At 66.5% G+C, this 24,329-nt stretch carries 20 protein-coding genes; 4 read left to right on the forward strand and 16 right to left on the reverse strand.

What is annotated here, in order from left to right:
* Nucleotides 1–13 precede the first annotated feature (13 nt).
* From RUU78_RS19920 to RUU78_RS19980, 13 genes are all read right to left on the reverse strand, one after another.
* Complete coding sequence (locus tag RUU78_RS19920; RefSeq protein ID WP_313919415.1) at nucleotides 14–649, reverse strand: ParA family protein; 636 nt, start codon at nucleotides 647–649, stop codon at nucleotides 14–16.
* Nucleotides 650–743: 94 nt separating this feature from the next.
* Nucleotides 744–2,438, reverse strand: coding sequence for a gamma-glutamyltransferase (gene ggt, locus RUU78_RS19925; RefSeq protein WP_313919417.1), 1,695 nt, complete (start codon nucleotides 2,436–2,438; stop codon nucleotides 744–746).
* A gap of 98 nt (nucleotides 2,439–2,536) precedes the next feature.
* The gene (locus RUU78_RS19930) at nucleotides 2,537–3,928 is read right to left on the reverse strand and encodes a hypothetical protein (protein ID WP_313919418.1); all 1,392 of its coding nucleotides are present in this window, start codon (nucleotides 3,926–3,928) and stop codon (nucleotides 2,537–2,539) included.
* A 233-nt stretch (nucleotides 3,929–4,161) separates the two neighbouring features.
* A complete protein-coding gene (locus RUU78_RS19935; RefSeq protein WP_313919419.1) occupies nucleotides 4,162–4,881 on the reverse strand; it encodes a glycosyltransferase family 2 protein in 720 nt (239 codons plus the stop codon).
* Between the two features lie 91 nt (nucleotides 4,882–4,972).
* The gene (locus RUU78_RS19940; protein ID WP_313919420.1) at nucleotides 4,973–5,692 is read right to left on the reverse strand and encodes a DUF3379 family protein; all 720 of its coding nucleotides are present in this window, start codon (nucleotides 5,690–5,692) and stop codon (nucleotides 4,973–4,975) included.
* A complete protein-coding gene (locus RUU78_RS19945; protein WP_313919421.1) occupies nucleotides 5,689–6,201 on the reverse strand; it encodes a sigma-70 family RNA polymerase sigma factor in 513 nt (170 codons plus the stop codon). Before RUU78_RS19945 ends, RUU78_RS19940 begins: the two co-directional genes overlap by 4 nt.
* Before the next feature lie 81 nt (nucleotides 6,202–6,282).
* Nucleotides 6,283–7,158, reverse strand: a complete 876-nt coding sequence (locus RUU78_RS19950) for a ParB/RepB/Spo0J family partition protein (RefSeq protein WP_313919423.1) — start codon at nucleotides 7,156–7,158, stop codon at nucleotides 6,283–6,285.
* An 8-nt stretch (nucleotides 7,159–7,166) separates the two neighbouring features.
* On the reverse strand, nucleotides 7,167–7,961 hold the full coding sequence (locus RUU78_RS19955; RefSeq protein WP_313919425.1) for an AAA family ATPase: 795 nt from the start codon (nucleotides 7,959–7,961) through the stop codon (nucleotides 7,167–7,169).
* A gap of 16 nt (nucleotides 7,962–7,977) precedes the next feature.
* Nucleotides 7,978–8,607 carry a 16S rRNA (guanine(527)-N(7))-methyltransferase RsmG gene (rsmG, locus tag RUU78_RS19960; RefSeq protein ID WP_313919427.1) on the reverse strand — a complete coding sequence of 210 codons (630 nt, stop codon included), beginning with the start codon at nucleotides 8,605–8,607 and terminating at the stop codon, nucleotides 7,978–7,980.
* Nucleotides 8,608–8,732: 125 nt separating this feature from the next.
* Nucleotides 8,733–9,203 carry an SPFH domain-containing protein gene (locus RUU78_RS19965; protein WP_313919429.1) on the reverse strand — a complete coding sequence of 157 codons (471 nt, stop codon included), beginning with the start codon at nucleotides 9,201–9,203 and terminating at the stop codon, nucleotides 8,733–8,735.
* Between the two features lie 149 nt (nucleotides 9,204–9,352).
* Complete coding sequence (locus RUU78_RS19970; protein ID WP_313919432.1) at nucleotides 9,353–10,954, reverse strand: ABC transporter ATP-binding protein; 1,602 nt, start codon at nucleotides 10,952–10,954, stop codon at nucleotides 9,353–9,355.
* Nucleotides 10,951–11,841, reverse strand: a complete 891-nt coding sequence (locus RUU78_RS19975; protein WP_313919433.1) for an ABC transporter permease — start codon at nucleotides 11,839–11,841, stop codon at nucleotides 10,951–10,953. The genes RUU78_RS19970 and RUU78_RS19975 overlap by 4 nt, the downstream gene beginning before the upstream one ends.
* On the reverse strand, nucleotides 11,834–14,392 hold the full coding sequence (locus RUU78_RS19980; protein ID WP_313919434.1) for an EAL domain-containing protein: 2,559 nt from the start codon (nucleotides 14,390–14,392) through the stop codon (nucleotides 11,834–11,836). Before RUU78_RS19980 ends, RUU78_RS19975 begins: the two co-directional genes overlap by 8 nt.
* Before the next feature lie 286 nt (nucleotides 14,393–14,678).
* Here RUU78_RS19980 and hemB point away from each other — a divergent pair, with 286 nt between their 5' ends.
* Nucleotides 14,679–15,665, forward strand: coding sequence for a porphobilinogen synthase (gene hemB / locus RUU78_RS19985; RefSeq protein ID WP_313919435.1), 987 nt, complete (start codon nucleotides 14,679–14,681; stop codon nucleotides 15,663–15,665).
* Here hemB and sfsA read toward each other — a convergent pair.
* Nucleotides 15,662–16,360, reverse strand: coding sequence for a DNA/RNA nuclease SfsA (sfsA, locus tag RUU78_RS19990; RefSeq protein ID WP_313919436.1), 699 nt, complete (start codon nucleotides 16,358–16,360; stop codon nucleotides 15,662–15,664). The two genes, hemB and sfsA, sit on opposite strands and share 4 nt — an antisense overlap.
* A 57-nt stretch (nucleotides 16,361–16,417) precedes the next feature.
* Here sfsA and RUU78_RS19995 point away from each other — a divergent pair, with 57 nt between their 5' ends.
* On the forward strand, nucleotides 16,418–17,599 hold the full coding sequence (locus tag RUU78_RS19995; protein ID WP_313919438.1) for a class I SAM-dependent rRNA methyltransferase: 1,182 nt from the start codon (nucleotides 16,418–16,420) through the stop codon (nucleotides 17,597–17,599).
* Nucleotides 17,600–17,973: 374 nt separating this feature from the next.
* Here RUU78_RS19995 and RUU78_RS20000 read toward each other — a convergent pair whose 3' ends face one another.
* A complete protein-coding gene (locus RUU78_RS20000) occupies nucleotides 17,974–20,895 on the reverse strand; it encodes a hypothetical protein (RefSeq protein ID WP_313919439.1) in 2,922 nt (973 codons plus the stop codon).
* A gap of 205 nt (nucleotides 20,896–21,100) precedes the next feature.
* Nucleotides 21,101–21,949: a DUF4097 family beta strand repeat-containing protein gene (locus RUU78_RS20005; RefSeq protein WP_313919440.1), complete on the reverse strand. Its 849-nt coding sequence runs from the start codon at nucleotides 21,947–21,949 to the stop codon at nucleotides 21,101–21,103.
* Between the two features lie 149 nt (nucleotides 21,950–22,098).
* Between RUU78_RS20005 and RUU78_RS20010 the strand changes: the two genes are divergently transcribed.
* Both RUU78_RS20010 and RUU78_RS20015 read left to right on the forward strand, forming a co-directional pair.
* Entirely contained in the window at nucleotides 22,099–23,118 is a 1,020-nt protein-coding gene (locus RUU78_RS20010; protein WP_313919492.1) for a class 1 fructose-bisphosphatase, read from the forward strand.
* A gap of 140 nt (nucleotides 23,119–23,258) precedes the next feature.
* On the forward strand, nucleotides 23,259–24,308 hold the full coding sequence (locus RUU78_RS20015) for an SPFH domain-containing protein (protein ID WP_313919442.1): 1,050 nt from the start codon (nucleotides 23,259–23,261) through the stop codon (nucleotides 24,306–24,308).
* Nucleotides 24,309–24,329 lie beyond the last annotated feature (21 nt).

The raw sequence follows: 24,329 nt of genomic DNA on the forward strand, positions 1-24,329 counted from the left end.
TTACACGCAGCGGCTAGGCGCCGCTCTTCTTCAGCCACTTCAGCAAGGGCTTCCAGTCGTCCTGGTGCGAGCGCACCGCTTCGGCGTGGTAGTCGAACAGGCTCTTGCCCAGCCCCGTGGCGACGACGTAGCCCTGGGTGTCCCGCAACTGCGCGATCACCGGCAGGTCGAACTGCCGCATTTCCTCCAGAGCGAGCTGGCTCGCATGCGTCCAGGGCCGCAGGCGGTTGGCGACCAGCCCAGCGACAACCTTGCCGCGCTTGATGCGGCTGAGCCCGGCGATGGATTCGACGAACGGCCGGCAAGCTTCGAGATCGAAAGGCGAGGGCAATATCGGGATCAGCACGGCGTCGACGTAGTCGAGCAGTTCGTCGACGTCATCGGCGCTCGCGCCGGCGGGCGTATCGACGATGACGCAGTCGGCGCCCGACGGGATGCGTTCACGCCAGTTGCGCCGGGTGCCGTCGATCGGCAGCACAGCGCTGGCCAGGCCGGCGCGGCGCTCGCACCAATGCCGGCTGGACGCGAGCCTGTCGCAATCCACCAGCACGGTGTTCTTGCCGTCGACCGCATAGTGCGCCGCAAGGTGCGTCGCCAGCGTGGTCTTGCCGCTACCGCCTTTGCAACTGGCAATCAGGACTTTCAACATCGAAGCGTCCTCGCGCGAGCCAAACGCCCCGCAGGGTACACCGTGTCACAAAGTCTGCAAATCGCGCCGTGCCAGCGCTGCGGGCGGCCTGCTTTCAGTAGCCGGCGGCCTGCCCGTCCTTGCGGCTTTCCGACGCTCCGATCCAGACCTGGTTCTTGTCGTCCCAGGCTATCGCCTGGTAACCGCCGTAGGGACCGTCGGCATAGGTGACCTTGTGGCCCTTCTGCATCAGGCCGCGCACGGTCTCCCAGCTGAAGCCGGTTTCGAGGTTGATTTCGCCGCCGTCGCTCATTGCCGTCACCTGACCGGTAGGTTCGGTCGAGCCCTCGTGCTGGATGCGCGGGGCGTCGCCGGCTTCCTGCAGGTTCATGCCGAAGTCGATGAGGTTCATGACGATCTGGACGTGACCCTGCGGCTGCATCGCGCCGCCCATGACGCCGAAGCTGAGCCATGGCTTACCGGCCTTGGTCACGAAGGCGGGGATGATGGTGTGGAACGGCCGTTTGCCCGGCGCGTAGGAATTCGGATGGCCGGTCTTGAGCACGAACATCTCGCCGCGGTCCTGCAGGATGAAGCCCAGTCCCGTCGGCGCCATGCCCGAACCCATGCCGCGATAGTTGGACTGGATCAGCGAGACCATGTTGCCGTCCTTGTCGGCGGTGGTGAGATAGATGGTGTCGCCGTCGTCGAGCGGCGGATGTCCGGCTTCCACCGACTTGGCCGCGGTCGCGCTGATCAGCTTGCGCCGCTCGGCGGCGTAGTCCTTGGACACCAGGCCCTGGAGCGGCAGTTTCGCGAATGCCGGATCGGCGAAATGCTGCGCGCGATCAGCGAAGGCCAGCTTCTTCGCCTCAGTGAAAATGTGCACATGTTCAATACTGCCGAATTCAATGGTCCTGAAATCGTAGCTTTCAAGGATATTGAGCATGGCCAGCGCGGCCACGCCCTGGCCGTTCGGCGGCAGCTCCCAGACATCGTAGCCGCGGTAGTTGGTCGACAGCGGTTCCACCCACTCGCCGCGGTGCGCGGCGAGATCCTCGGCGCTGAGAAAGCCGTCGTTGGCTTTCATGTAGTCGCCGATGACCTTGGCGATGCGGCCCTTGTAGAACGCGTCGCGGCCGCCCTTGCCAATTGCTTCCAGCGTGTTGGCCAGATTCGGATTCTTCCAGCGCTCGCCTTTTTGCGGCGCGACGCCGTCGCGCGTGAACTGTTCCTTGAAACCTGGGTACTTGGACAGGCGTGGCACCGAACGCTGCCAGTAATAGGCGATCAGTTCGCTCAGCGGGAAACCCTCGCGTGCGTAGCGCACGGTCGGCGCGAGCAGGTCCTTCATCGGCAGGCGGCCAAACTTTTCATGCAGGGCGAACCAGGCGTCGACACAGCCGGGTACGGACACAGGCAGCGGACCGAGCGGCGGGACGTCGGTGTAGCCGTGCTCCACGAACCAGTCCAGGGTCAGCGATTTCGGTGATCGGCCCGACCCGTTGTAGCCATAGAGCTTCTGCGTCCTGGCATCCCAGACGATGGCGAAAAGGTCGCCGCCGATGCCGCTGCCGGTCGGCTCCATGAGACCCAGCGCCGCATTCGCGGCGATCGCGGCATCCAGCGCGCTACCGCCGCGCTGCAGCACGTCGACACCGATCTGTGTGGCGAGCGGCTGCGAGGTCGCCACCATGCCGTGGGGTGCGATGACTTCAGAACGCGTCGCGAAGGCTTTGCCGGTGACGCGGTCGGCGGCCGATGCGGCAAGCGGGAGCAACAGCAGCAAGGCAACAGCCAGACGGGACATGCGAGTTCCAGTGTTCCATGGAACGCGCAGCATAAGCCGATTGCGCGCGCCGTCCATGGGCCGGACGGCGCGCGCGACCAAGGTCGAGCCGCGGCGCGTTAGCGCGGTACCGACACGGCAACCGGCGGCCACGTAACCGTGCCGCCGCCTTCCTCGATGCGGAACTGCTCGACGTGGATCACGCCCGTCGGAGCGATAGAGCCGGGCTCGTCCGCCGCAACCTCGTCGGCGGCCAGCACGACTTCGTCGCTATCCGGCACGGCGATCAGCGCGACGTTGCCGACCGGCTGCGTAAAAGGATAGGCATCGGTGCTGCGACGCCACATTTCCTTCCCACTCGGGCCCATCGCGGCGACCTGCACCGGGCCGGACTCGTCGGACTGCGGCAGCTTGAACGCTACGACACTGTTGCCGAGGCCGTCGCCGCTCCAGGCGAAACGCGTCGCCGGGAAGTCCGGCAGATACGGGAAGTGGGCGCCTGACAAGGCCGGAAAATCGAGCCAATGCTCGCGCCCGTCGATGAATTGCCAGGCACCGATCGCATGACCGGTCGTGTTGATGGCGGGAATCAGTCCGCCGCCGGTATGACGCGCGACGGGCTGCGGCACGAAGCCCGCCGGCAGCGGCAGGGCGTCGCCGTCGAAGTCGATATCGACGCGCCGCAGCACACGCTCGCCGCTGGCTACATCGTGCTGTTCGAGCACGAACGCGCCGTTGCCGATCGGCTGGGCCGCCACGACGGGTGCGGCGCTGTCGGCATACGGCCATCCGTAACGCGTCGCGAGCGGGCTGCCGGTCACGGCGTCGAAAGTTTCCACGGCGATCGCGCCCGGGGCGGAGACATGCAGGCAGCGGCTTACCGTGGTCAGCGTGTTCGACGGGAGGTCGACATCGAGCGCAAGTAGCGCCGCGGGAAGATATGGGCCAGCCGCGCAACCACGCACGTCGCGCGACCAGAACTGCGTTCCGGCGCCGTAGTACTGGATCATGGGCCGCGCATGGCCCGCAGGCAGGCGTGCGATGTAAACGCCGCCGCCACCGCCGCTGATCGCGTGGGTGACCGTGATGCCGCCCTGGAAGCTCAGCGAACGGTAGCGCGTGGTCTCGCCGGCGCGATACACGAACACCCTCGGCACGCGCGCGCCATCCGGTCCGGATTCGACCCAGTTCACGCGATCACCGTCGCGCGCGCTGACGCCGCGCGGCATGAAGGTGCCATCGTTGAAGATCGGCAGCGCCGAGGTGAGCCAGGTCAGGCGCGCGCCTTTGGCATTGAGCGCATGCACGTCGATCGAGGCAGGGCCACTCACGCTCAGGTTGCGGGTCTGCACGAACAGCAGGCCCGCGCCGTCCATGGCGAGCGAGCGCTCGGGCGCCAGAGAGAGAAACTGTTCGGGTGCGGCGGATTGGATGACCTGGGTCCAGCTCTGTGCGTGCGCGAGCGGTGCGGCCGAACAGGCCAGCAGTGCGGATATCAGTTTCCCTTTCATAATTTTCCCTGCGGTATGGTGAGTGGTGTCGCGGCCGCAGTCTGGCCGCAAACCGTGGCAACGGTCAGCCGCAACGGCGGCGTCTTGCGGGCACGCATCGTGCGCATAACGGCAACAAGCCGTGCCGGACCATGGACGCCGACACGACGGCCGGCGTCGCAGCACTGTCGCCGCACGCCGTCGCAAGGGTTGAGCCGGGCGCCGCGTGGGGCGCGCCGGTCATGCGGCGAGGGCTACTGCACTTCTTCGACCGCGGTGCGCTTGGCACGGCGGATCAGCCAGGCCACGCCACGCAGGTCAGCGATACCGACGAGGGCACGGTTGAGGTTGTTGTACTTCGATACGCCGGCGCCGCGGGCGCGATGGTTGACGGGCACGCTGACCGTTTTCCAGCCCGCGCGCTGCATCAGGGCCGGCAGGTAGCGGTGCATGTGGTTGAAGTAGGGCAGGTCCAGGAAAGCGTCGCGTTCGAACAGCTTGATGCCGCAGCCGGTGTCCGGCGTGGCGTCGCGCAACAGGCGCGAACGGATCGCGTTGGCAATCTTCGAGGCCCAGCGCTTGCTGCCGGTGTCCTGCCGGTTGACGCGCCAGCCGGCATAAAGCTTGACGTCGGCCGGGCCGGTGTCGCGCGCGGCAATCAGCTTGGGAATGTCGGCCGGATCGTTCTGGCCATCGCCGTCGAGAGTGGCGACCCAGCCGCCGCGCGCTGCCTTGACACCGTTGCGCACAGCGGTACTTTGTCCACTCTGTGAAATATGCTTAATGATACGAAGCTCGGGGACCTGCGGCTTGAGCCCCTGCAATACGGCGAGACTGTCGTCCTTGCTGCAGTCGTCGACGTAGACGATCTCGAAGTCATGCCGGCCGCGCAGCGCGGCGACGATCTCGTCGATCAGCGGTTTGACATTGTCGCGTTCATTGAAGACGGGCACGACGACGGAAAGCTGAGGCATTGCGGGAGTCCGGAGCAGGTGCGGCGCGCATTATCGCCGCTGCACCGCCCAGGCCCAAACGCGGCATGCGGCCGCAGCCGGCAGCAAACCGCTACGGTACGCCGGCGGCCGTCGCCGGACTGCCTTCGAGGCTGCGCCGCCAGCCCGCTTCCAGGGTGTCGAAATGAAGCGTGTCGGCGGCCACCAGCGCGAGTGTGCCGGCCGCCATCGGTATGGCGCGCACACGCATGCCGCCGTCGGCGTAGTCGCTACGAGGTTCCGTGTGGCCAGGCAGGAAGAACACGGTGACCGGACCTTCGCGCTCGGGCATGACCATGTGCACGGAGCCCAGCAAACCAACCGGACAAGCCTGCGCATAACTGATGCCAGCCGGCGGCGGCGCCGCGAGGCGCACGCCACGCTGGCTGAACCGGCGCTCGACGTCCGCCACCGGCAACGGCGTATGCGTGATCAGCGCGGCGGGTTCGTGCTCCAGATGGACGATGAGCTGCTGCGCCAGCGGCGAGAAAAGCTGCAGCTGATGCACCCCCAGCCCCAGCGCGACCAGCACCACGGCCGCGGCCGCGAACAACCCGAGGCGCCACCGCCGGCCGCGGTCGCCGCGCTCGCTCGTGGTCTGCGCCAGCAAGATGCGTTCGGCCAGACCGTCGGGCACGGGCACGGTCAGCGCGCGCTTGAGCGCCAATTCGAACCCCAGCGCGCGCGCATGGTGCGCCGAGCAACCTGTGCAGCCACGCCGATGCAGCTGCATTTCGGCGCTCTCGCGGCGCGGTTCGGAGGCCAGCTCGCGGCGGTACTCGAGGCAGTTCATGCGCTGGCCTCGCTGCGACCGTCGGCGAGCAGACTTTTCAGCTTCTGACGTGCGCGAAACAGCTGGGTCATGACCGCGGCGGCGCCCAGGCCAAGCTCGCGCGCGATCTCGTCGCAGGAAAAACCACCGAGCACCTGCAGCAGCAGGGGTTCGCGGTACTTGGGTTCGAGCTGCAACATGGCGGCGCGCACGATGGAATCCTCGCCCAGTTGTTCGGGGGTGAGCGAATCGCGGTCGTCCAGTTCCAGTTCGCCGATGTCGGTGGTCTCCAAGCGCTTGCGCTCGTACAGGCGCGCATGCTCGCGACGCAATATGGTGATGAGCCAGGCCTTGGCCGCGTCCGGTTCGCGCAGCGCGTCAAGCGAGCGCCAGGCGCGCAGGAAGGTTTCCTGGGCCAGGTCCTGGGCCAGGGACGAATCACCGCACAGCCAGTAGGCGTAGCGGTAAAGGTCCCCGTTGTGCGCCCGGACGAGGGCGTCGAACTGTCGTTGTCGGCTGCTCACGCGCATACAGACCCTCGTTGCGCCAAAACGCTTTCACGCGGCGGTCCCATCGGATGCAGCGGCGGTGCGGCTGCCGACAGGCGATGCCTACTTGATGCGGCCGAGGATGCCGTCGAGCTCTTCCAGACTGTGATAGCGGATCGTGAGCTTGCCGCGGCCGTTGCGGCTGTGGGTGATGGCGACGCGGGCGCCGATGCGCTCGGACAGATCGCGTTCCAGGGCCTCGACGTTCGGGTCGCGCAGCGGCGCGGCCGGCTTGGCTGCGGTCGGGCGCGGCTCGGTTTGCGCGGCGCGCGCCGCTTCTTCGAGTTCGCGCACCGACCAGCCATGTTCGGCCGCCTGCCGGGCCAGGCCGACTGCCAGCGATTCCGGCAGTGTCAGCAAGGCACGGGCATGGCCCATGTCGAGCTTTTTCTGCTCAAGCAGATGCTTGATTTCGGCCGGCAGGTCCATCAGGCGGAGCAGATTGGATACCGCTGCCCGGGAACGTCCGACCGCATCGGCGACCTGCTGGTGGGTCAGGTCGAATTCGTCGATGAGGCGCTTGAGCGACTGGGATTCTTCCAGCGGCGTGAGTTCTTCGCGCTGGATGTTCTCGATCAGCGCGATCGCGACGACCGCGCGATCATCGACATCGCGCACCAGCGCCGGGATTTCCGCGAGGCCGGCAAGCTGCGTCGCGCGCCAGCGTCGTTCGCCGGCGATCAGCTCGAAGCGGTCACCCGCGGCACGCACGACAATCGGCTCGATGACGCCCTGGGCCCTGATGGAGGCGGCGAGTTCTTCGAGCTTTTCCGGGTCGATGATCTGGCGCGGCTGGTACTTGCCCGGAAAGATACGGCCCACGGCGATGTGGCGCAGTTCGCTGCCGCTGCCGTCAGGCGATTCGCTGGTTTCCGGTTCCAGGTTGCCGAGCAGCGCGTCCAGGCCGCGTCCGAGTCCCCGTTTCTTCGCTGCCGACATGGTATTCCTCAAGTGGAATGCGCGGCGGCGGCCGCGGCGGCGCCGCGCTCCAGCCGCAGCATTTCGCCGGCCAGACCGAGATAGGCGATGGCGCCACGCGACTCCCGGTCGTACAGGTTGATGGGTTGGCCGTGGCTGGGCGCCTCGGCCAGGCGGATGTTGCGCGGAATGATCGAGCGCAGCACCTTGTCGCCGAAATGCTTGGTGAGCTGGGCCGACACCTCGTTGGACAGGTTGTTGCGCACGTCGTACATGGTGCGCAGCAAGCCGTCGATTTCCAGGCGTGGATTCAGGCGCCGGCGCACCGCCTCGATGGTTTCGCGCAGGCTTGCCAGCCCTTCGAGCGCGAAGTATTCGCACTGCACCGGAATCAGCACGCCATGCGCCGCGCTCAGCGCATTGATCGTGAGCAGGTGCAGTGTCGGCGGGCAATCGATGAGGATGGTGTGGTAGGTGTCGCCGAGCTTGGCCAGCTGTTCCTTCAGACGGCTTTCGCGCGCGAGCGCATCCATCAGCTTGAGTTCGGCCGCGGTCAGGTCGGAACTGCCCGGCAGCAGGTCGAAATGGGCTTCGGTCGAGATGATGGCGCGTTCGATCGGCACTTCGTCGAGCAGGACTTCATAGCCGTTTGGCTTGGCCGCGCGCTTGTCGATGCCGGAAGCCATGGTCGCGTTGCCCTGCGGGTCGAGGTCGACGAGCAGGATCTTGCGCCGCGTCTCGGCCAGCGCCGCCGCGAGATTGACCGCGGTCGTCGTCTTGCCGACTCCGCCTTTCTGGTTGGTGATGGCGATGATGCGCGTCATGGGGAAACCGGTTCGTTCAAGCCCTACGTACAACGATGAGATGGCGTTCGCCGACGAGTGCCGGCACGTCCAGCGCGACGACCTGCTCGACGCGGAATCCGGCCGGCACGGCCGCGATTTCCTCGTCGGCCAGCTTACCCTTCATGGCGAGCCAGCGGCCGCTTTCCGCGAGCAGCCCACCGGCCCAGTCGAGCATGTCCGCGAGCGTCGCAAACGCGCGCGACGTGACGCAATCGAATTGTCCCGGGACATCCTGCACCCGCCCCTCGACAACGCGGACGTTGACCAGCTTCAATGAACGCACCGCTTCGCGCAGGAAGCGGGCTTTCTTGCCGTTGGAATCGACCAGCGTGACCTGGCGCTGCGGCTCGACCAGGGCCAGCGGAATACCCGGCAGGCCGGCACCGCTACCCAGATCCGCCAGCGTAGTGCCGCTGACGTAAGGAACGATCGCGAGCGAATCCAGCAGATGGCGCGCGATCATATCGCCTGGATCGCGTACCGCCGTCAGGTTGTAGGCCGCGTTCCAGCGCGCCAGCAACTCGACATAGGCGATCAGCCGAACGCGAGTCGCATCCGGCAAATCCAGACCCAGGACCGCGAGGCCGTCGTCGAGCCGGTGACGCAGACGATCCCGTTCTGCCATCGCCGGGCTGTCCGTATCGAAAAGGCCGGCAAGTATCCGGGCCGCGGTCGGTAAAATCCAGTCGCGGTGACTAGGGACCCGCGAGCGCGGGTCGTGGTGTGGTGCCCGCGGCGCTCAGAACGGAATCAGGCAAGGCCGACCTGGACGCGGGTGATGACGATGCCGACGTCGCGCAGGCTGTCATTCAAGGCCGCCTTCAACCGGCTGTTGCGCAGTTCCGGGGTCTCCTCCCGGGGATTGTCGGTCGCTCGAGCCGCATTGAGTGCCCGGGCCCGGATCAGCGCCTCGGCGCGATCAATCGAGGCATCGGCGCGTTCGGCATCGACGACCTGCCAGAAGATCTTGCCGCTGAGGCGTGCATTGACGCCGGAAACCGGGAACAGCTCGTCGAGCGGAAGAACATGGCCGGTGAGGGAAATGCGATGGACAACGCGTTCGAGCAGCGGCCAGATGAGATGGGTGCCCGGCTGCAACGTGCGCGCCTGGCCGTTGAAACGGCGCAAGGTGTAGACGGTGCCTTCGGGTATGCGCTTGATCGACAGCAGAGCGGCGACGACAGCAGCACAGAGGACAAGAAATAGTATGTTTTGGGACATAATTAAACCTCTTTATTTCAAGAGGTTGCGGCGAGTTCTTCAGTGGGCGACCAGATTTATCATCCAGTCTTATGAAAAGATGCGACTTAATTATTCCTTAACGGAATCCAACTGTCGCTGAACGGCTTCGCGGAAGTCACGGAACTGCTTCACAGTTCTCGCGCGTTGCACGCCTCGCGACGGCCGGCAGCCGCCAGCAGCTGGCGCGTGTGGATATGACGCGGCCGGGCGAAAATCTCCCCAACGAGTCCCTGTTCGACGAGTTCTCCGCGCCACAGCACGCCCACGTCATCGGCGAAGTCCGCGACCAGATCCAGGTCGTGGGTGACGAACAGCAAAGCCAGTCCGCGTTCGCGCTGCAGGCGGCGCAGCAGTTGCAGGATCTGGTGCTGCACCCGTACGTCCAGCGCGCTGGTGGCCTCGTCCAGCAGCAGCGCCGACGGCTCTGCCGCCAGGGCGCGCGCGATCGCGACACGCTGGCGTTGTCCGCCCGACAGCGCATGCGGATAGCGCGTGGCCAGCGCCGGATCCAGGTCGACATCGGCCAGCAGCGCGGCGACGCGCGGATGACGCTCCTGTCGCGATAGCGGCTCCCGGCCGAAGCGCAACGGCTCAGCGACGATATCGCCCACGCGCCATAGCGGATCGAGCGAGGCGCCCGGATCCTGGAAAACGAGCTGCAGACGCCGGCGCAACGGCGCCGGATCGGCCAGGTCGGACAGATCGAACACCTGCCCGTCGAGGATCAGGCGGCCGCGGTCGGCGCGGTGCAGGCCGAGCAGACAGCGCAGCAAGGTGGACTTGCCCGATCCGGATTCGCCGACGATCGCCAGCGTGCGGCCCGCGCACAGACAAAATCCGATATCCCGTAGCGCCATCCGGCCGGTCACGCCCCAGAACCCAGCCGGCGAGAAACTGGCATCGAGCCCATCGAGTTGCAGCAGGACAGCTGGCGCCGCCACCGGCGCCGCGACAGACGGGTTGCGCAATGCCAGCAGCGCGCGTGTCTGCTCGTGTTCCGGCGCGGCGAACAACGTCGCGGTATCGGCCAGCTCGACCAGCCGGCCCTGATCGAGCACCGCGACACGATCGGCGATGCGCCGCACCAGCGCCAGATCGTGACTCACGAACAGCAAAGCCAGGCCGCGCTCGCGGCGCAACCGGTCCAGCAAATCGACGATCTGCAGGCGAACCGTGGTGTCGAGCGCGCTCGTCGCTTCGTCGGCGATCAGCAGGCGCGGATCGGCGGCCAGGGCCAGGGCGATCAGCACGCGCTGACGCTGGCCGCCGGAGAGCTCGTGGGGATAACTCGCCAGACGCTCGACCGGCCGGTCGATCCCGACTTCGTTCAACAGTTCCACCGCGCGGCGCCCTGCCGCCTTGCGCGTAGCGGCGCCGGCATGACGCAGGGCCTCGACCAGCTGTACCCCGACGCGGCGCAAGGGATGCAGGCTGGCCTGGCTGTCCTGCCAGATCATGCCGATACCGCTGCCGCGCACACGTCGCCAGTGATCTGACGCGGTGCCGATCATTTCTTCGCCGGCGAAGACGATGGAGCCGCTGACACGCGCCGCCGCCGGCAGCAGGCCGATCAGGGCAGTACTGGTCAGGCTTTTGCCCGAACCGGACGCGCCGACCAGCACGAGGCACTCGCCTGACTTCAGCGTGAAATCGACTCCATCGACGAGCGCGTCGGGGCGTGGCGGCAGGGCGATGCGTAATCCGCGGACGCTCAGCAGCGGCGCGCTCACACGCTGGCCCGTCGCGGATCGAGGCGCCGGCGCAATGCTTCGCCAAGGAACTGGCAGCAGATGAGGGTCAACCCCAGGGACAGCGCGGGCGCAATCAGGGTCCACGGCGCCAGATCCATTTCCTGCGTGCCGTCGAACAGCATCCCGCCCCAACTCGCACCGGGCTCATCGACAGACAAACCCAGAAAACCGAGGAAGGATTCGATCAGGATGGCGTTGGGCACCCCGAGGCTCAGATAGACCACGGCTAGCCCGAGCAGGTTGGGCGCGATATGCCGCCCCATGATCCAGCCGGGACCCGCGCCCAGCAGGCGCGCGGCGTCGACGAACGCGAGGCTGCGCAGGCGCCCCGCCTCGGCGCGCATCACGCGTGCGAGATCCATCCAGACGTAGCCGCCGATCGCGCCCAGCAACAGCAGTAACGTGCGCTCGAACACGGTCAGCAGCAAGATCACGATAAGCAGGAACGGCAATGCCGCCATCAGGTCCAGCGCGCGCATGAGCACGCGGTCGACGAGGCCGCCCACGTAGCCGGCGACCACACCGTAGGCCATGCCGAGGATCAGCGCGACTGCGCTCGCGAGCAGGCCGATCAGCAGCGACAGACGGCCGCCGATGCACAGGCGGACGAACACATCGCGGCCGATCGCATCCGTGCCGAGCCAGTGGCCGTGGGCCAGCCCGGGGGCGACGGAGAGGTGTTCCCAGTCGGTATGGTCCACGCCGTAGCGGCTGAACCAGGGGCCGGCGACGCACAGCACAGCGAGCGCGCCGAGGACGACGAGACAGCGCCGGATCGTGCGGCCGGCAGTGTCGGGGAAAACAGCCGCCGCGGCCGGATCGCCGCGTCCCGGGGACGCGGAATCCTGCGCCGGGATTTCAGCCATGCGGGAACAGCGCGGCGAAATCGACGCTGCGCAGCGGCCGCGGCTCGCCGAGATAGTTGCCTTGCGCGTAGTCGGCACCGGACGAACGCAGCGCCTCGAGCGTTGCGAAGCTGTCGACGTGCTCGCCGATCACGCGCAGCTTCAGCGACTGCGCCAGCTGGGTAATCGAACCGACCATCTTGCGATCGAGCTCGCTGCCCGGCATGCCCTGCACGAAGCTGCCTTCGACCTTGACGAAGTCCACCGGCAGATGGCGCAGATGGGTGAAGCTCGAAAAGCCCGTGCCGAAATCGTCGAGCGCGAAGCGGACGCCGAGCTTCTTCAGCGCCGAGATGAACTTGCGCGCGCTGTGCAGGCTGGTCAGCTCCGAGGTTTCGGTGATCTCGAACACGAGCTGGCGCGCGGGCACGCCGGAGGTGCGGATCGCCGCCTCGATCAGCTTGAGCGAATCGGGGTCGGCCAGCGTCATGTTGGACAGGTTGACGTGGAAGGCGACCGGCGCCTTCACGCCGCGCACGCCGGCCAGGTAGCGCAGCAGGCGGTTCAGCACCCACAAGTCCAGCTTGGGCATCATGCCGACGCGTTCGGCCAGCGGAACGAATACGCCGGGCGAGATCAGCTGGCCGTCCTTGCCGACCATGCGGATCAGAATTTCGAACAGGTATTCCTGCCCCGCCGTACCCGAGCCGTTGACCCGCCAGCCCTGGCGCTGCACCACGGCCGACTCGCTGCGCGGCAGCGCGGCGATCGGCACGATGGGCTGCACCAGCAGCACGATGCGCTCCTGCTCCATCGCCTGGCGCAGACGTTCGGTCCAACCGGCTTCGATCTCGCGCGCGATGCGGGCGTCGTGCTCGCCGACATAGATCTCGGTCTGGTCACGGCCGCGCTGCTTGGCCGTGCGACAGGCCAGGCGCGCATGCTCGACCACGTATTCCGCCGACGGCGTCTCGCGACTGATGACGGCGACGCCGATCGACGCCGTGACCGGTCGGGTCGCGCCTCCGGCCTCGTATTTGCACTGGTGCAGGAGTTCGCGGTAGCTGTCGGCCAGCGGAAACAGATTTTCCAGCTGCACGCCGGACAGCATCAGCGCGAGGCGGTCGCCCTCGATGCGCGCGAGCACGTCGTGCTCACGCAGGCGCTTGCCGAGCACGGTCGCGATTTCCACCAGCAGCCGTTCGCTGGCAGGCAAGCCGGCGGCGTCGACGATGGCGCTGAAGCGGTCGAGATCGATGTAGAGGATCGACGAATAGCCACCCGCTTCGCGTCGGCGCTGCAGTTCCTGAGCGACCTGGTGCGTGAAATGCCGAGCGTTGACGAGGCCGGTCAGCTTGTCGTGGGTCATTTCCCAACGCAGGCTGTCGGCACTCTTGCGTTCGGAGATGTCGCGGAACACGACGACGGAACCCTGGCGCCGGTTCTGTATCGCCAGCGGCAGCACCGAACATTCGACCGTCATGCCGCTCTTGTCGCGACGCCAGAACACGGTCTCATGGCCCTTGAGCGAATTGCCGGCCGTATAGGCCTGACCCAGGCCCGATTCGACGACGTCGGCGCTGGCCTCGTCCGCCGGATGATGGATCAGGCCCTGGGCCTGCTTGCCGATCAGCTGCTCTTCGTCGGCATAGCCCAGCAGGCGCAGGCCGGTCGGGTTGATGAAGGTGATCACGCCCTGCTGATCGACGCCATATACGCCATCACCGACCGAGCCTAGGATGCCGTCGAGCCGCTGGCGTTCGGCCTCGACCGACTTCTGCATCTGGATCTGCCGCGACAGCGTCTTGACGCGCGCGAGGAACAGCTCCTTGGCTTCGTTCTTGAACATGCACTCGATCGCGCCAGCGTCGAGGCTCTTGACGATGATGTCTTCGCGATAGGTGCCGGTGATGACCGCGAGCGTCGGCGCACCGGGCAACCCGGCCAGCTGGCGGCACAGTTCGTCGCCGTTTCCGTCAGGCAGGAAGTAGTCGACGATGGCCAGGTCGAAGGTTTCGCGAGCGGCTTTCTCGGCAGCTTCGTTCAGGGTGCCCGCGGTAGCGACCGCATAGCCCTGCCGCTCCAGCAGCTGCTGGTAGGCCAGGCGCACGCTGTGCGAATCGTCGACGAAAAGAATGCGTATGCCTTGCGACGGCACTGCGACCACAGCGGGCTGCGCAGCCAGTTGCGCGGGCCTGGGTTCCAGTTGCGCCAGCGCGGTCGGAATCTTGCTGAATTGTGTCCACAGCACAATCAGGGCCTTGCCGTGCCGACGCTGCCACGCGTCGAGCTCGGGACTTTGCTCGTGCACCATCAGCAGGACCGGCAGCACGCGCTGCGCGTCCGTCGCGAGAAAGTCGAGCAACGCCATGCAGTCGCGCGTCGGTCGCGCGGGCACGCCGACGATCAGCACACCGTAGGGCTGGGCGAGTTCCACCGACTGCTTGAGATGGTCGATCGTATCCAGATACGTCGCCAGTTCGCTGCGGGCCGCCAGACCGGCAGCCGCGAGCGTGCGCTTGAGCAAATGGCTCAGCGTCGTTGACCGTTCGACGACCAGAATACCGGACAAGGTGTGGTTTCCTGCTGGACCGCGCCTGCACGGCGAGCATCATGCCCGCACTGCATCCCCGCAGCGGCCGCGCAATATGACCAGCTCAAGCCAGTCATTTCAAGTACGGATGCGGTCTGCGCGGCGATTGCTGCGGGGCGGCCGCACTGTAGTCGATTACGGAAAAGTGCGGCGAAAACCGCCATGGCGCGACTTTGGTCGCCGCGGCAGGCTGCCGCGGACCGGCACGACTGCCGCGACGATGCGCTACGCTGTTGCGCTTCGCACGATTGCCGGAGTGTCTGCCATGGCCTTTCCCGCCACCCGCCCGCGACGCATGCGGCGCGATGCGTTTTCCCGCGCGCTCATGCGCGAGACCACACTGACCAGCGCCGATCTGATCCTGCCGGTATTCGTGCGCGAAGGCAGTGGCCGCGAGGCGATTTCGTCGATGCCCGGTGTCGAACGCGTCGGCATCGCTGAACTGCTGGAGCTTGCCGGACAGGCCCAGGGCCTCGGCATTCCGGCGCTGGCGCTGTTTCCGGTCACGCCGCCCGAAGCCAAGAGTCTCGACGCGGCCGAGGCGTGGAATCCGGATGGGCTCGCCCAGCGTGCGGTACGCGCGCTCAAGCAGGCCTGGCCCCAACTCGGCGTCATCACCGACGTGGCGCTGGATCCGTTCACGACGCACGGCCAGGACGGGCTGATCGATGATTCGGGCTACGTGCTCAACGACGAGACGGTGACGGCGCTGGTGCGCCAGGCCGTGTCGCATGCGGCCGCTGGCGCCGACGTGGTGGCGCCGTCGGACATGATGGACGGCCGCATAGGCGCGATCCGCGCCGCGCTGGAAGATGCCGGCCATATCCACACGCGCATCCTCGCGTATTCGGCCAAGTACGCGTCCAGCTTCTATGGCCCCTTCCGCGACGCGGTCGGCTCCGCCGCCAATCTCGGCAAAGGCAACAAATATACTTACCAGATGGACCCCGCCAACAGCGACGAGGCGCTGCGCGAGGTCGCGCTCGACCTGGACGAGGGCGCGGACATGGTGATGGTCAAGCCGGGTCTGCCCTACCTCGACATCGTGCGCCGCGTGAAGGATCGCTTCGGCGCACCGACCCTGGTCTACCAGGTCAGCGGCGAATACGCGATGCTCAAGGCCGCCGGCCAGAATGGCTGGATCAACGAGCAGGCCTGTGTGCTGGAAGCGCTGACGAGCATCAAGCGCGCCGGCGCCGATGCCATCCTCACGTATTTCGCGCTCGACGCGGCACGCTGGCTCAAGGGCTAACGCAACAGCGGGAGTTTTCGCGTGAGCGTGATCTCCCGGGTCGATATCGCGCATTGCCAGGCCATTGTCTCCACTCCGGCCGCCTGCGCCTCGCGCAGGCCGCGCGCATAGGCCGGGTCGATTTCGCTGGCCGCACGCAGGGCAAGCACATCGGCGCGCTGGACGCAGAACAGCAGCACCGCGCGGCCGCCGCGGGCCGCGACGCCCTGCAGCTCCCGCAGGTGCCGCAGGCCGCGTTCGCTGACCGCGTCGGGGAAGATGCCCAGGCCGAACTCATCGGCCGCCGTGACCGACTTCACCTCGACGTAGCAGTCGGCGCGACCAGCCGCGCGCAACAGCAGGTCGATGCGGCTGCGTTCCGTGCCGTAGCGCACCTCGCGCCGCGACTCGGCGTATCCGGCCAGCGGCGGGATGCGCTGTAGCCCTATCGCCTCCGACGCCAGCGCATTGGCTCGCGCCGGGTGCACGCCGACCAGCGCACCGCCGACGTCGGCCAGCTCCCAGGTCCAGGCACAGCGCCCGCCCGGCCCGCGCTCGCTCGCCCATACCGTCATGCCGGGCGCCGAGTAGCCGAGCATACGGCCGGTGTTCGGACAGTGCGCCAGGATGTCGCGGCCATCGTCGAGGCGGATATCCGCGAGAAAGCGCTGGCGGCGCGCGAGCAGCGTGCCGCGGTGCAATGGAGGAAAACGCATGGGGCGACGATGCGGGTGGTTGCCGGGCGGCGCAAGCGGCGCTGGTATCATGCCGCGATGAAATCCTCCGACCCCGCCAATCCCACTGTCCAGCTCAAGATCGAGCGCCGCTCCAACCATCCATGGATCTTCCAGAAGATGGTCGAGAAACCCGCCGAACGGCCCAAGCCCGGCAGCGTCGTCGACATCTACGACCGCGACGGCACCTTCGCCGGACGCGGCTTCTACAACGGCCACTCGCGCATAGCGCTGCGCGTGCTGACCCAGGATCCCGACGAAGCCGTCGACGTCGCGTTCTTCGAGCGCAAGATCGCTCGCGCCGTCGAACTGCGTCGCGAGATGCTCAAGCTCGACGCGGTGACCGACGCGTACCGTGTCGTGCATTCCGAAGGCGACGGTCTCTCCGGACTGGTCGTGGACCGCTTCGCCGACACGCTCGTGATCGAGTTCTTCTCCGCCGGCATGTTCCGTCAGCGCGATGTAATCCGCCGCTGTCTGCTGGCGCATTATCCTGACAGCCAGGTCTACGCGTTCGCCGAAGACCATGTGCAGAAGCAGGAGAGTTTCGACTGCTCGACACCGCCGACGCCGCGGCCGACGGTGATCCAGGAGCACGGCGTGAAATTCCACGCCGCGCCGGGCACCAAGCACAAGACCGGCTTTTTCGCCGATCAGCGCGACAACCGCCTGGCGCTGGCCGCGTTCTGCCAGGACAAGCGCGTGCTGGACCTGTGCTGCAACTCCGGCGGTTTTGCGATTTACGCCAAGACCATCGGCGGCGCGAGCGAAGTCGTCGGCGTCGATCTCGACGAGGAGATCCTCGAGGTCGCCGAGTCGAACGCGCGGCTCAACAAGGTCAAGGTGCGCTTCGTCCAGGCGGACATCTTCCACTGGCTGCGCGACATTGCGGCAGGCCGCGCCGAGAAGTTCGACGTCGTCGTGCTCGACCCGGCCAAGATGACGCGCGACCGCGAGCAGGTCATCCCGGCGCTGAAGAAATATCTGGACATGAACAAGCTCGCCCTGGGCGCAGTCAAGCCGGGCGGCCTGTTCGTGACCTGTTCCTGCACCGGGCTGGTCAGTGAAGAGCAATTCCTCGACATGCTGCGACGTGCCGCGTTCTATTCGAACCGCACCGTGCAGGTGCTCAAGGTCACCGGTGCCGGCCCTGATCATCCGTGGCAGGCGCACGTGCCCGAGTCGCGCTATCTGAAGGCCGTCTTCTGTCGCGTCGAGTGAGTGTGACCACGGTCACCAAATATTTTTCGCCCGGGTGAGCCGATCGCGAACCCCACTTCGAGTAACTAATACAAGGCGGTCATCGCCTTGCCAAGGCGCCACCGTAGGGCACCCCCTGAGCCCTGCGGTGGCGTTTTGGTATCTGCGTTTCGGAAGCTTCCGATCGTTCGCACGGCTCGCCCAGAGCCGCCTCGCGAGACACGCCCTACCCTATCCGCTCGAACCAGCCGCGATCACGATGTAGCGGAAGCGATTTCGCTCCCGCCGGCCGATGTCGGCGTCCTCTCGTTGCAATGCGGCCGAGGCAACTGTCGACCGCAGCAATGAAAAGGCCGCCTCGCGGCGGCCTTTTCGTCAGTGCCTGGTCAGCAACCTCAGAGTTCGAAGTCGTCCGCGAAGATCAGGTCGACCGGAACCGAGCAGCTCTGCACCTTGATGTCGTCGACGAACCAGCCCAGCGGCGTGTCGCCGACCGAACCGTCGGTCGAAGCACGGAAGCGGAAGTTCACCGTCTGGCCGGCGAAGCTGTTCAGGTCGACGATCGTCTTGCGGTACGGAATCGTGCCGCACCAGCCCTGCAGACCGTTGCCCGGACCGTCGTTGAGCGCGCCGGTATACGGCGTGCTCATCTGTGCGCTGGTGATCTGGGTCCAGGTCGAACCGCCATTGGTCGAGATCTCGAGCAGGCCGCCGTCCCAGCAGCCGCCAGCCGTGCGCTCTTCCATGTTGACGTCGTTCTGGAAGCTCAGGCTCAGCGGGTTCTGACCGCTCGGCAGCACGATGGCCGGCGAGATCAGGCGCTGGTCGGACGTGGTCGTAAGATCCACGGCGAGCCAGGACTTGGTCGGCGAGGCCGGACGCGCGGTGCTCACGGCCCAGGTCGACGCGCCGGTGCTGCCGGTCGTGGTCCAGCCGGTGACGCTGCCTTCCACGTCGTCGCTGTAGACGCTGGTAGCCACTTGCGTCTCATCGCAGTCGCCAAGAGCCGGCGACGTCTTGAACGTGAACACCGGCGAGTTGGCGCTGGTACCGCAGATGTTGTCCGCGCGCACGCGCCAGTAGTAGCGCGTGTTGCTGGACAGTGCCGGCGACACAGTGACGTTGGTGCCGCCGCCACTGACGGTCTGCGTGAACGCGATGCTGCCGAAGGCGGGATCGGTCGAGACTTCGACAACGTAGCTCTTGGCCTGGGCCGAGGCGCCCCAGCTCAGGGTCGGCGAGAACGAGACGCCGACCGCGTTGTTGGCAGGCGAAGTCAGAGCCGGCACCACCGGCGTCGCGGTCGCGACGCTGACATTGAGGTTGGCGGTCTTGGTCGTCGCGCCGCTCGTGCCGGCCAGACCGATGGTCTGCGTGCCCGGTGCGGCGGTATTGGCCACGCTCATCGCCATCGTGCTCGTGCCGGGCGGCGTCACGGCGGTCGGCGTGAAGCTGCCGCTGAAGCCGGTCGGCAAGGCGTTGGCGAAGGCGAGGTTGACCGTGGTGGTGAAGCCGTTGACCGAACCGACGTTGAGCGTGACCGGTGTCAGGGCGGCCGTACCGGTGGCGGTACAGACTTCCTGGCTCAGGTTGTTGCCGTTGACGGTGAAGGTCGGCGAGCCGCAGGCATCGAACCGGAACGCGCCGATGCGCGTGCCCTTCTGGGTGCTCGGCATGTATTCGCCGGTGAACCAGAAGGTGCAGCCGTCGACCGGGTCGACGCCCATCTGGAAGTAGTCGCCCCAGCGTTCGTTCGGGTGGTTGCCGACGCCGGCGATCAGCGTCGTTTCCGGCGTCGTCATCGTGCCGAGCGGATCACCGGCCTCGCGACCCACGTAGCCCAGCGCCGGGAACAGCGCAGGCGACTGGCGCACCATGGAATAGGCCATCGCGATATTGCCGGAGCTGTCCATCGAGATGCCGGCCATCCAGCGGTCGATGCCGTCCTGCGGCGTAGCGGCGCCGGCCCAGGTACCTTCCTGGTACAGCGTCCACGGGCTGGCGATGCCGCCGACGCGACGCAGTTCGAACCAGCGGATGCCGCCGGTGTCGTTGGCGTCGATATCGGTGACGAGGTTGCCGATGAGCGCTTCATAGCTGCCGAAATTGCGATAGGCGAGACGGTTCATGACCGGTTCGCGCAGCGGATCGAGCTTCTGGCCGCCCGGCTGCGGGAAAGCGTTGAACGCGGTCAGGCCGTTGAGGTTGGAGCTGAATTCGGCGATCGGAATCTGTACCGGGCCAGTCAGAACCGTGTTGGCCGGCGTGGCGAAGTCCACGGCCAGCTGGTACAGCTCCAGGAAGTCCTGCGTCGGATTGTTCGAACCCGCGTTGTGCGATTCGTCGTCGCGATGGCGCATGAAGATGCCGCGCGCGCCAGCAGGCGGCGCATCGATGCCGTCGTGGTCGGCCGGCGTCGTCATCTGGAAGCTGAAGCCGGCCAGGTTCGGAATCGTGACGCGCTGGAACGTGGCGGGCAGGCCCGCGAGCATCTTGGTGCGTTCCATGGCGTAGACCGGGCGTGCACCACTGGTGCCGCTTTCGTTGGCGCCGACATAGTACGCATCGCCCCAGACGCCGTATTTCGGGTAGTCGGGGAAGGACGGCATGGTAAAGGTGTACTTGTACCAGGTGACCGTCGGGGCTTCGAGGTTGTCGGTATCACTGACATAGACACAGAGCGAACGGCCGGACTGGCTGGAGAATTCAGTCAGCACCCAGCGGTTGGCAATCTCGTCGAACAGGATGATCGGATCGCCGAGGCCCGACGCGCAGGCGCCGGTGCCACCGAGCGATACGAGCGAGAAGCTGTTCACGAAGCTGCCGTCGGCCTTGCGGTAGATGCGGATTTCGCTGCCACCGCTACCGTTGACGCCCTGTACGAAATGGCTGGTGCCGATGTCGCCGGTCGGATCCGGCGGCGATGCCTGGGACGTGCTGCCGGCGACGTTGACGATCGGCGTCGTGAAGGAGCCGGTGCCGCGCGTGGGCTCGTTGAACTGCAGCGGGACCAGCGGGTCGTTGAGATCGGTCGGATTGACCGGCGTCGGCGCCTGGTTCGGCTTGAATTCCCAATGCTGGCGCGGAATCTCGACCAGCGGGTCGCCGGGCTGCCACGGGCGGACCGGCGGCAGGTCGGCCATATTGACGCGGACGACATCGGGATAGGAGATACCGAGCGCCTCGGCACCGCGGACGACGCGCACACCCTGCGCGTCGACGGTCACCTCAGGCTGGTAATCGGGTTTTTGCGCGATGGCGGCGCCAGACAGCGCCAAACTCAGCGCGCAGAAAAGACTGTTACGTAACAGATTCACTTGAAACCTCCCGACACCTGATGAAGAGCCCATCGCTGCGATGGCGATGGATTCCGACTGAAGTAACCCCTGGTAAGCCGTGCAGCCCCGAACAGAAGCCAGCCTGACGACTGACGTCGATTCATACCACAGACCTAGTCGTCAACAACAGTGACCCGGCGCCGGTTCGACGGAACATGCGCCGGCGTATCCGCGAGGAACGGCTTCAGCGCTGCGGTAGCCGGTCGATCGGTATCAGATAGATGTCACCGGACTCACTGGTCACGCGAATCTGCTGGCTGCCGCCGGCGCGACGCAGCTGTCCGTGCTGCCGGCCCTTGCCCGCATCGCGCAGCTCGAGCGGCACCTGGCCGGCGATGCTGCCCGCGGTTTCCACGTCGAGCTGAATCTCGCCGTACAGCGGCACTTCCATGAGGATGTCGCCGCTGCGCGTATGGAGTTTCATGGGCTTGCGCCACTTGGCCACGGTGGGGAACACACGCAGGGAGCCACTGTCGGTTGCTGCATCGATGGAGCCGGAACCGGCCACCATGAGCTTGCCGTCCCGCGTGCGCGCGAACACTTCGTTGTCGACACGACGCACCTGGATGTCGCCGTACGTCGTCGTGACATGGAGATCCGGGCCGGCCGGCAGGAACATGCCGAGGTCGACGCGGCCTTTGCGAAACCCGTTGACCAGCCTGTCGGTGCCGAGCTGCCGGTCCGAGGCATAGCTGACCTCGACGATGGCGCTGTCGCCGTCGATGCGCATCTGGATATCGGGCTTCTCGGGTGTCTCGCCGATCAGTTGCACGACTTCGTAGGCACCCAGCGTGCGGTTGTCGATGGACTTGATGCCGACGCTGCCATGGGGGTTGCTGATGCGCACGTGCTTCACGCTGTCGGGCAGGATCAGGTCGCGCTTGATGCGCTCGACGGTATACGGAGGCTCGGCCGCCGGTGTCGCGGCGGTCTCGTTGCGAACCGGCGTCTTGCCGCAGGCGGCCAGCAGGACCAGGGCGCCCGCGGCGAACGCAAGACGCAGTGCTACGGAAGTGGAAGTCGCAGTACGCATGAACGAATCTCGGCAATAGGACCTAGCTCCCGACCATACCATCGTTGCAAACAGCTGCCGACCCTTCCGCCGCCGCGCGGAGACATGGACGGCGGCGCGACGCTGCCGCGACAATCGCGGTTTTCCCGCCGCGGCCTACTGCCATGTCCTTGTCCCGCTCGATTTCCCTGACGCGTTTTCTGATCGAGGAACAGCGCGCCCACCAGCACATCAATGCCGACCTGCGCCTGCTCATCGAAGTCGTCGCGCGCGCCTGCAAGACCATCTCGATCGCGGTGGGCAAGGGCGATCTCGGCGGATTGCTCGGCGAGGCCGGCAGCGGCAACGTGCAGGGTGAGGCGCAGCAGAAGCTCGACGTGCTCTCCAACGAGATCCTGCTGGAAGCCAACGCGTGGGGCGGCCACCTCGCCGGCTGCGCGTCCGAGGAGATGGACGATCCACACCCGATCCCGGACGTCTATCCCAAGGGCAACTATCTGTTGCTGTTCGATCCGCTCGACGGGTCGTCCAACATCGATGTGAACATCTCTGTCGGCACCATCTTCTCGGTGTTGCGCTGTCCGGACGGCGTGACCGAGCCGCGGGCCGAACACTATTGCCAGCCCGGCACCACGCAGGTCGCCGCCGGCTATACGGTCTACGGGCCGAGCACCGTGCTCGTGTTGACCCTCGGCCATGGCACGCACGTGTTCACGCTGGATCGCGAGCTCGGCAGTTTCGTGCTGACCCGCCGCGACGTGGAGATCCCCGCGCAGACGCGCGAATTCGCGATCAACATGTCCAACCAGCGCCACTGGGAGGAACCCACGCAGCGCTACATCGCCGACCTGCTGGCCGGCAAGGAGGGGCCGCGCGGCAAGGATTTCAACATGCGCTGGGTCGCCTCGATGGTCGCCGACGTGCACCGCATCCTGACCCGCGGCGGCGTCTTCATTTATCCCTGGGACCGCAAGGACGCGAGCAAGCCCGGCAAGCTGCGCCTGATGTACGAGGCCAACCCGATGGCCTTCATCGTCGAGCAGGCGGGTGGCAAGGCCACCACGGGGCGCGACCGCATCCTGGAGGTCACACCGACCGCGCTGCACCAGCGCGTGCCGGTGTTCCTCGGCTCGCGCGAGGAAGTGGACGAGGCGACGCGCTATCACCGCGACCCGGACGCGTCGCGGTAGCCCGCAGCAGTGCCGCACGCCGCGCCGGCCTCGCACGAACCGGCGCCTGGCGGGGTCTTGGCGCACGCCATCGGCGCAATGCTCCAACAACGTGCGCAGAACTTCCTTATGATCGGCGCTCCAGGAAACAGGAGCGGGCCATGAGCATTCTCGATTTCATCAAGAGTGAATTGCTGGAGATCATCGAGTGGACCGATGACTCGCGCGATACGTTGTCGTACCGGTATCCCGACGACGACAAGGAAATCAAGAACGGTGCGCAGCTCATCGTGCGCGAATCGCAGATGGTGCAGTTCGTGGCCGCCGGCAAGTACGCCGACACGTTCGGTCCCGGCAAGCACACGCTGACCACCGAGAACATTCCGGTCCTGTCCACCATCCTGGGCTGGAAGTACGGTTTCAACTCGCCGTTCAAGTGCGACGTGTACTACGTCAACACGCGTCTGTTTACCGGCAACAAGTGGGGCACATCCAACCCGGTGATGATGCGCGACAAGGATTTCGGCGTCGTGCGGCTGCGCGCGTTCGGCACCTTCGATTTCCGCGTCGTCGACGTACCGAAGTTCCTGCGCGAAGTCGCCGGCACCGACCAGAATTTCCGCCTCGACGAATTTGCCGACACCATGCGCTCGCGCATCGTCAGCGTGTTCACCGAAGCCCTCGCCACGGCCCAGGTGCCCGCGCTCGACGTGGCCACGCGCTATTCGGAAATGGGCGAGGCGCTGCTGCCGATCATCAACCCCGCCATGGGCGCCAAGTACGGCCTGGAGATCACGAGTTTCGTGCTCGAGAACGTATCGGTCCCGCCGGAAGTGGAACAGGCGATCGACAAGCGTTCCAGCATGAGCGTGATCGGCAATCTCAACGACTACGTGAAATACCAGATGGGCGTCGGCATGGGCCAGGGCGGCGAAGGCGCCGCCGCTGCCGCCGCACCGGCGCAGATGGCCATCGGCTTCGGCATGGCGCAGGAACTCATGAAGGGCATGCAGGGCCAGCCCGCGGCGGCGGCGGCGGCCACCGCCGGCGGCGGTATGGACGTGCTGACGCCGGAACAGGCCGCGCAGGCGCTCGGCGTCTCGGTCGAGGACGTCATGGCCTCGATCACCGCGGGCGAACTCAAGGCGCGCAAGATCGGCAGCGCCTACCGCATCGCACGCGCGGCACTGGAAGAGTTCCTGCGCGGCTGAGCGCTGTACCGTAGCGCGGCC

The organism is Tahibacter sp. (assembly GCF_032229445.1).
GTDB lineage: Bacteria > Pseudomonadota > Gammaproteobacteria > Xanthomonadales > Rhodanobacteraceae > Tahibacter.

Excerpts from the sequence above, each read along its gene's own strand:
- RUU78_RS19920 (WP_313919415.1), bottom strand. The coding sequence starts at position 649 with ATGTTGAAAGTCCTGATTGCCAGTTGCAAAGGCGGTAGCGGCAAGACC.
- ggt (WP_313919417.1), bottom strand. The coding sequence starts at position 2,438 with ATGTCCCGTCTGGCTGTTGCCTTGCTGCTGTTGCTCCCGCTTGCCGCA.
- RUU78_RS19930 (WP_313919418.1), bottom strand. The coding sequence starts at position 3,928 with ATGAAAGGGAAACTGATATCCGCACTGCTGGCCTGTTCGGCCGCACCG.
- RUU78_RS19935 (WP_313919419.1), bottom strand. The coding sequence starts at position 4,881 with ATGCCTCAGCTTTCCGTCGTCGTGCCCGTCTTCAATGAACGCGACAAT.
- RUU78_RS19940 (WP_313919420.1), bottom strand. The coding sequence starts at position 5,692 with ATGAACTGCCTCGAGTACCGCCGCGAGCTGGCCTCCGAACCGCGCCGC.
- RUU78_RS19945 (WP_313919421.1), bottom strand. The coding sequence starts at position 6,201 with ATGCGCGTGAGCAGCCGACAACGACAGTTCGACGCCCTCGTCCGGGCG.
- RUU78_RS19950 (WP_313919423.1), bottom strand. The coding sequence starts at position 7,158 with ATGTCGGCAGCGAAGAAACGGGGACTCGGACGCGGCCTGGACGCGCTG.
- RUU78_RS19955 (WP_313919425.1), bottom strand. The coding sequence starts at position 7,961 with ATGACGCGCATCATCGCCATCACCAACCAGAAAGGCGGAGTCGGCAAG.
- rsmG (WP_313919427.1), bottom strand. The coding sequence starts at position 8,607 with ATGGCAGAACGGGATCGTCTGCGTCACCGGCTCGACGACGGCCTCGCG.
- RUU78_RS19965 (WP_313919429.1), bottom strand. The coding sequence starts at position 9,203 with ATGTCCCAAAACATACTATTTCTTGTCCTCTGTGCTGCTGTCGTCGCC.
- RUU78_RS19975 (WP_313919433.1), bottom strand. The coding sequence starts at position 11,841 with ATGGCTGAAATCCCGGCGCAGGATTCCGCGTCCCCGGGACGCGGCGAT.
- hemB (WP_313919435.1), top strand. The coding sequence starts at position 14,679 with ATGGCCTTTCCCGCCACCCGCCCGCGACGCATGCGGCGCGATGCGTTT.
- sfsA (WP_313919436.1), bottom strand. The coding sequence starts at position 16,360 with ATGCGTTTTCCTCCATTGCACCGCGGCACGCTGCTCGCGCGCCGCCAG.
- RUU78_RS19995 (WP_313919438.1), top strand. The coding sequence starts at position 16,418 with ATGAAATCCTCCGACCCCGCCAATCCCACTGTCCAGCTCAAGATCGAG.
- RUU78_RS20005 (WP_313919440.1), bottom strand. The coding sequence starts at position 21,949 with ATGCGTACTGCGACTTCCACTTCCGTAGCACTGCGTCTTGCGTTCGCC.
- RUU78_RS20015 (WP_313919442.1), top strand. The coding sequence starts at position 23,259 with ATGAGCATTCTCGATTTCATCAAGAGTGAATTGCTGGAGATCATCGAG.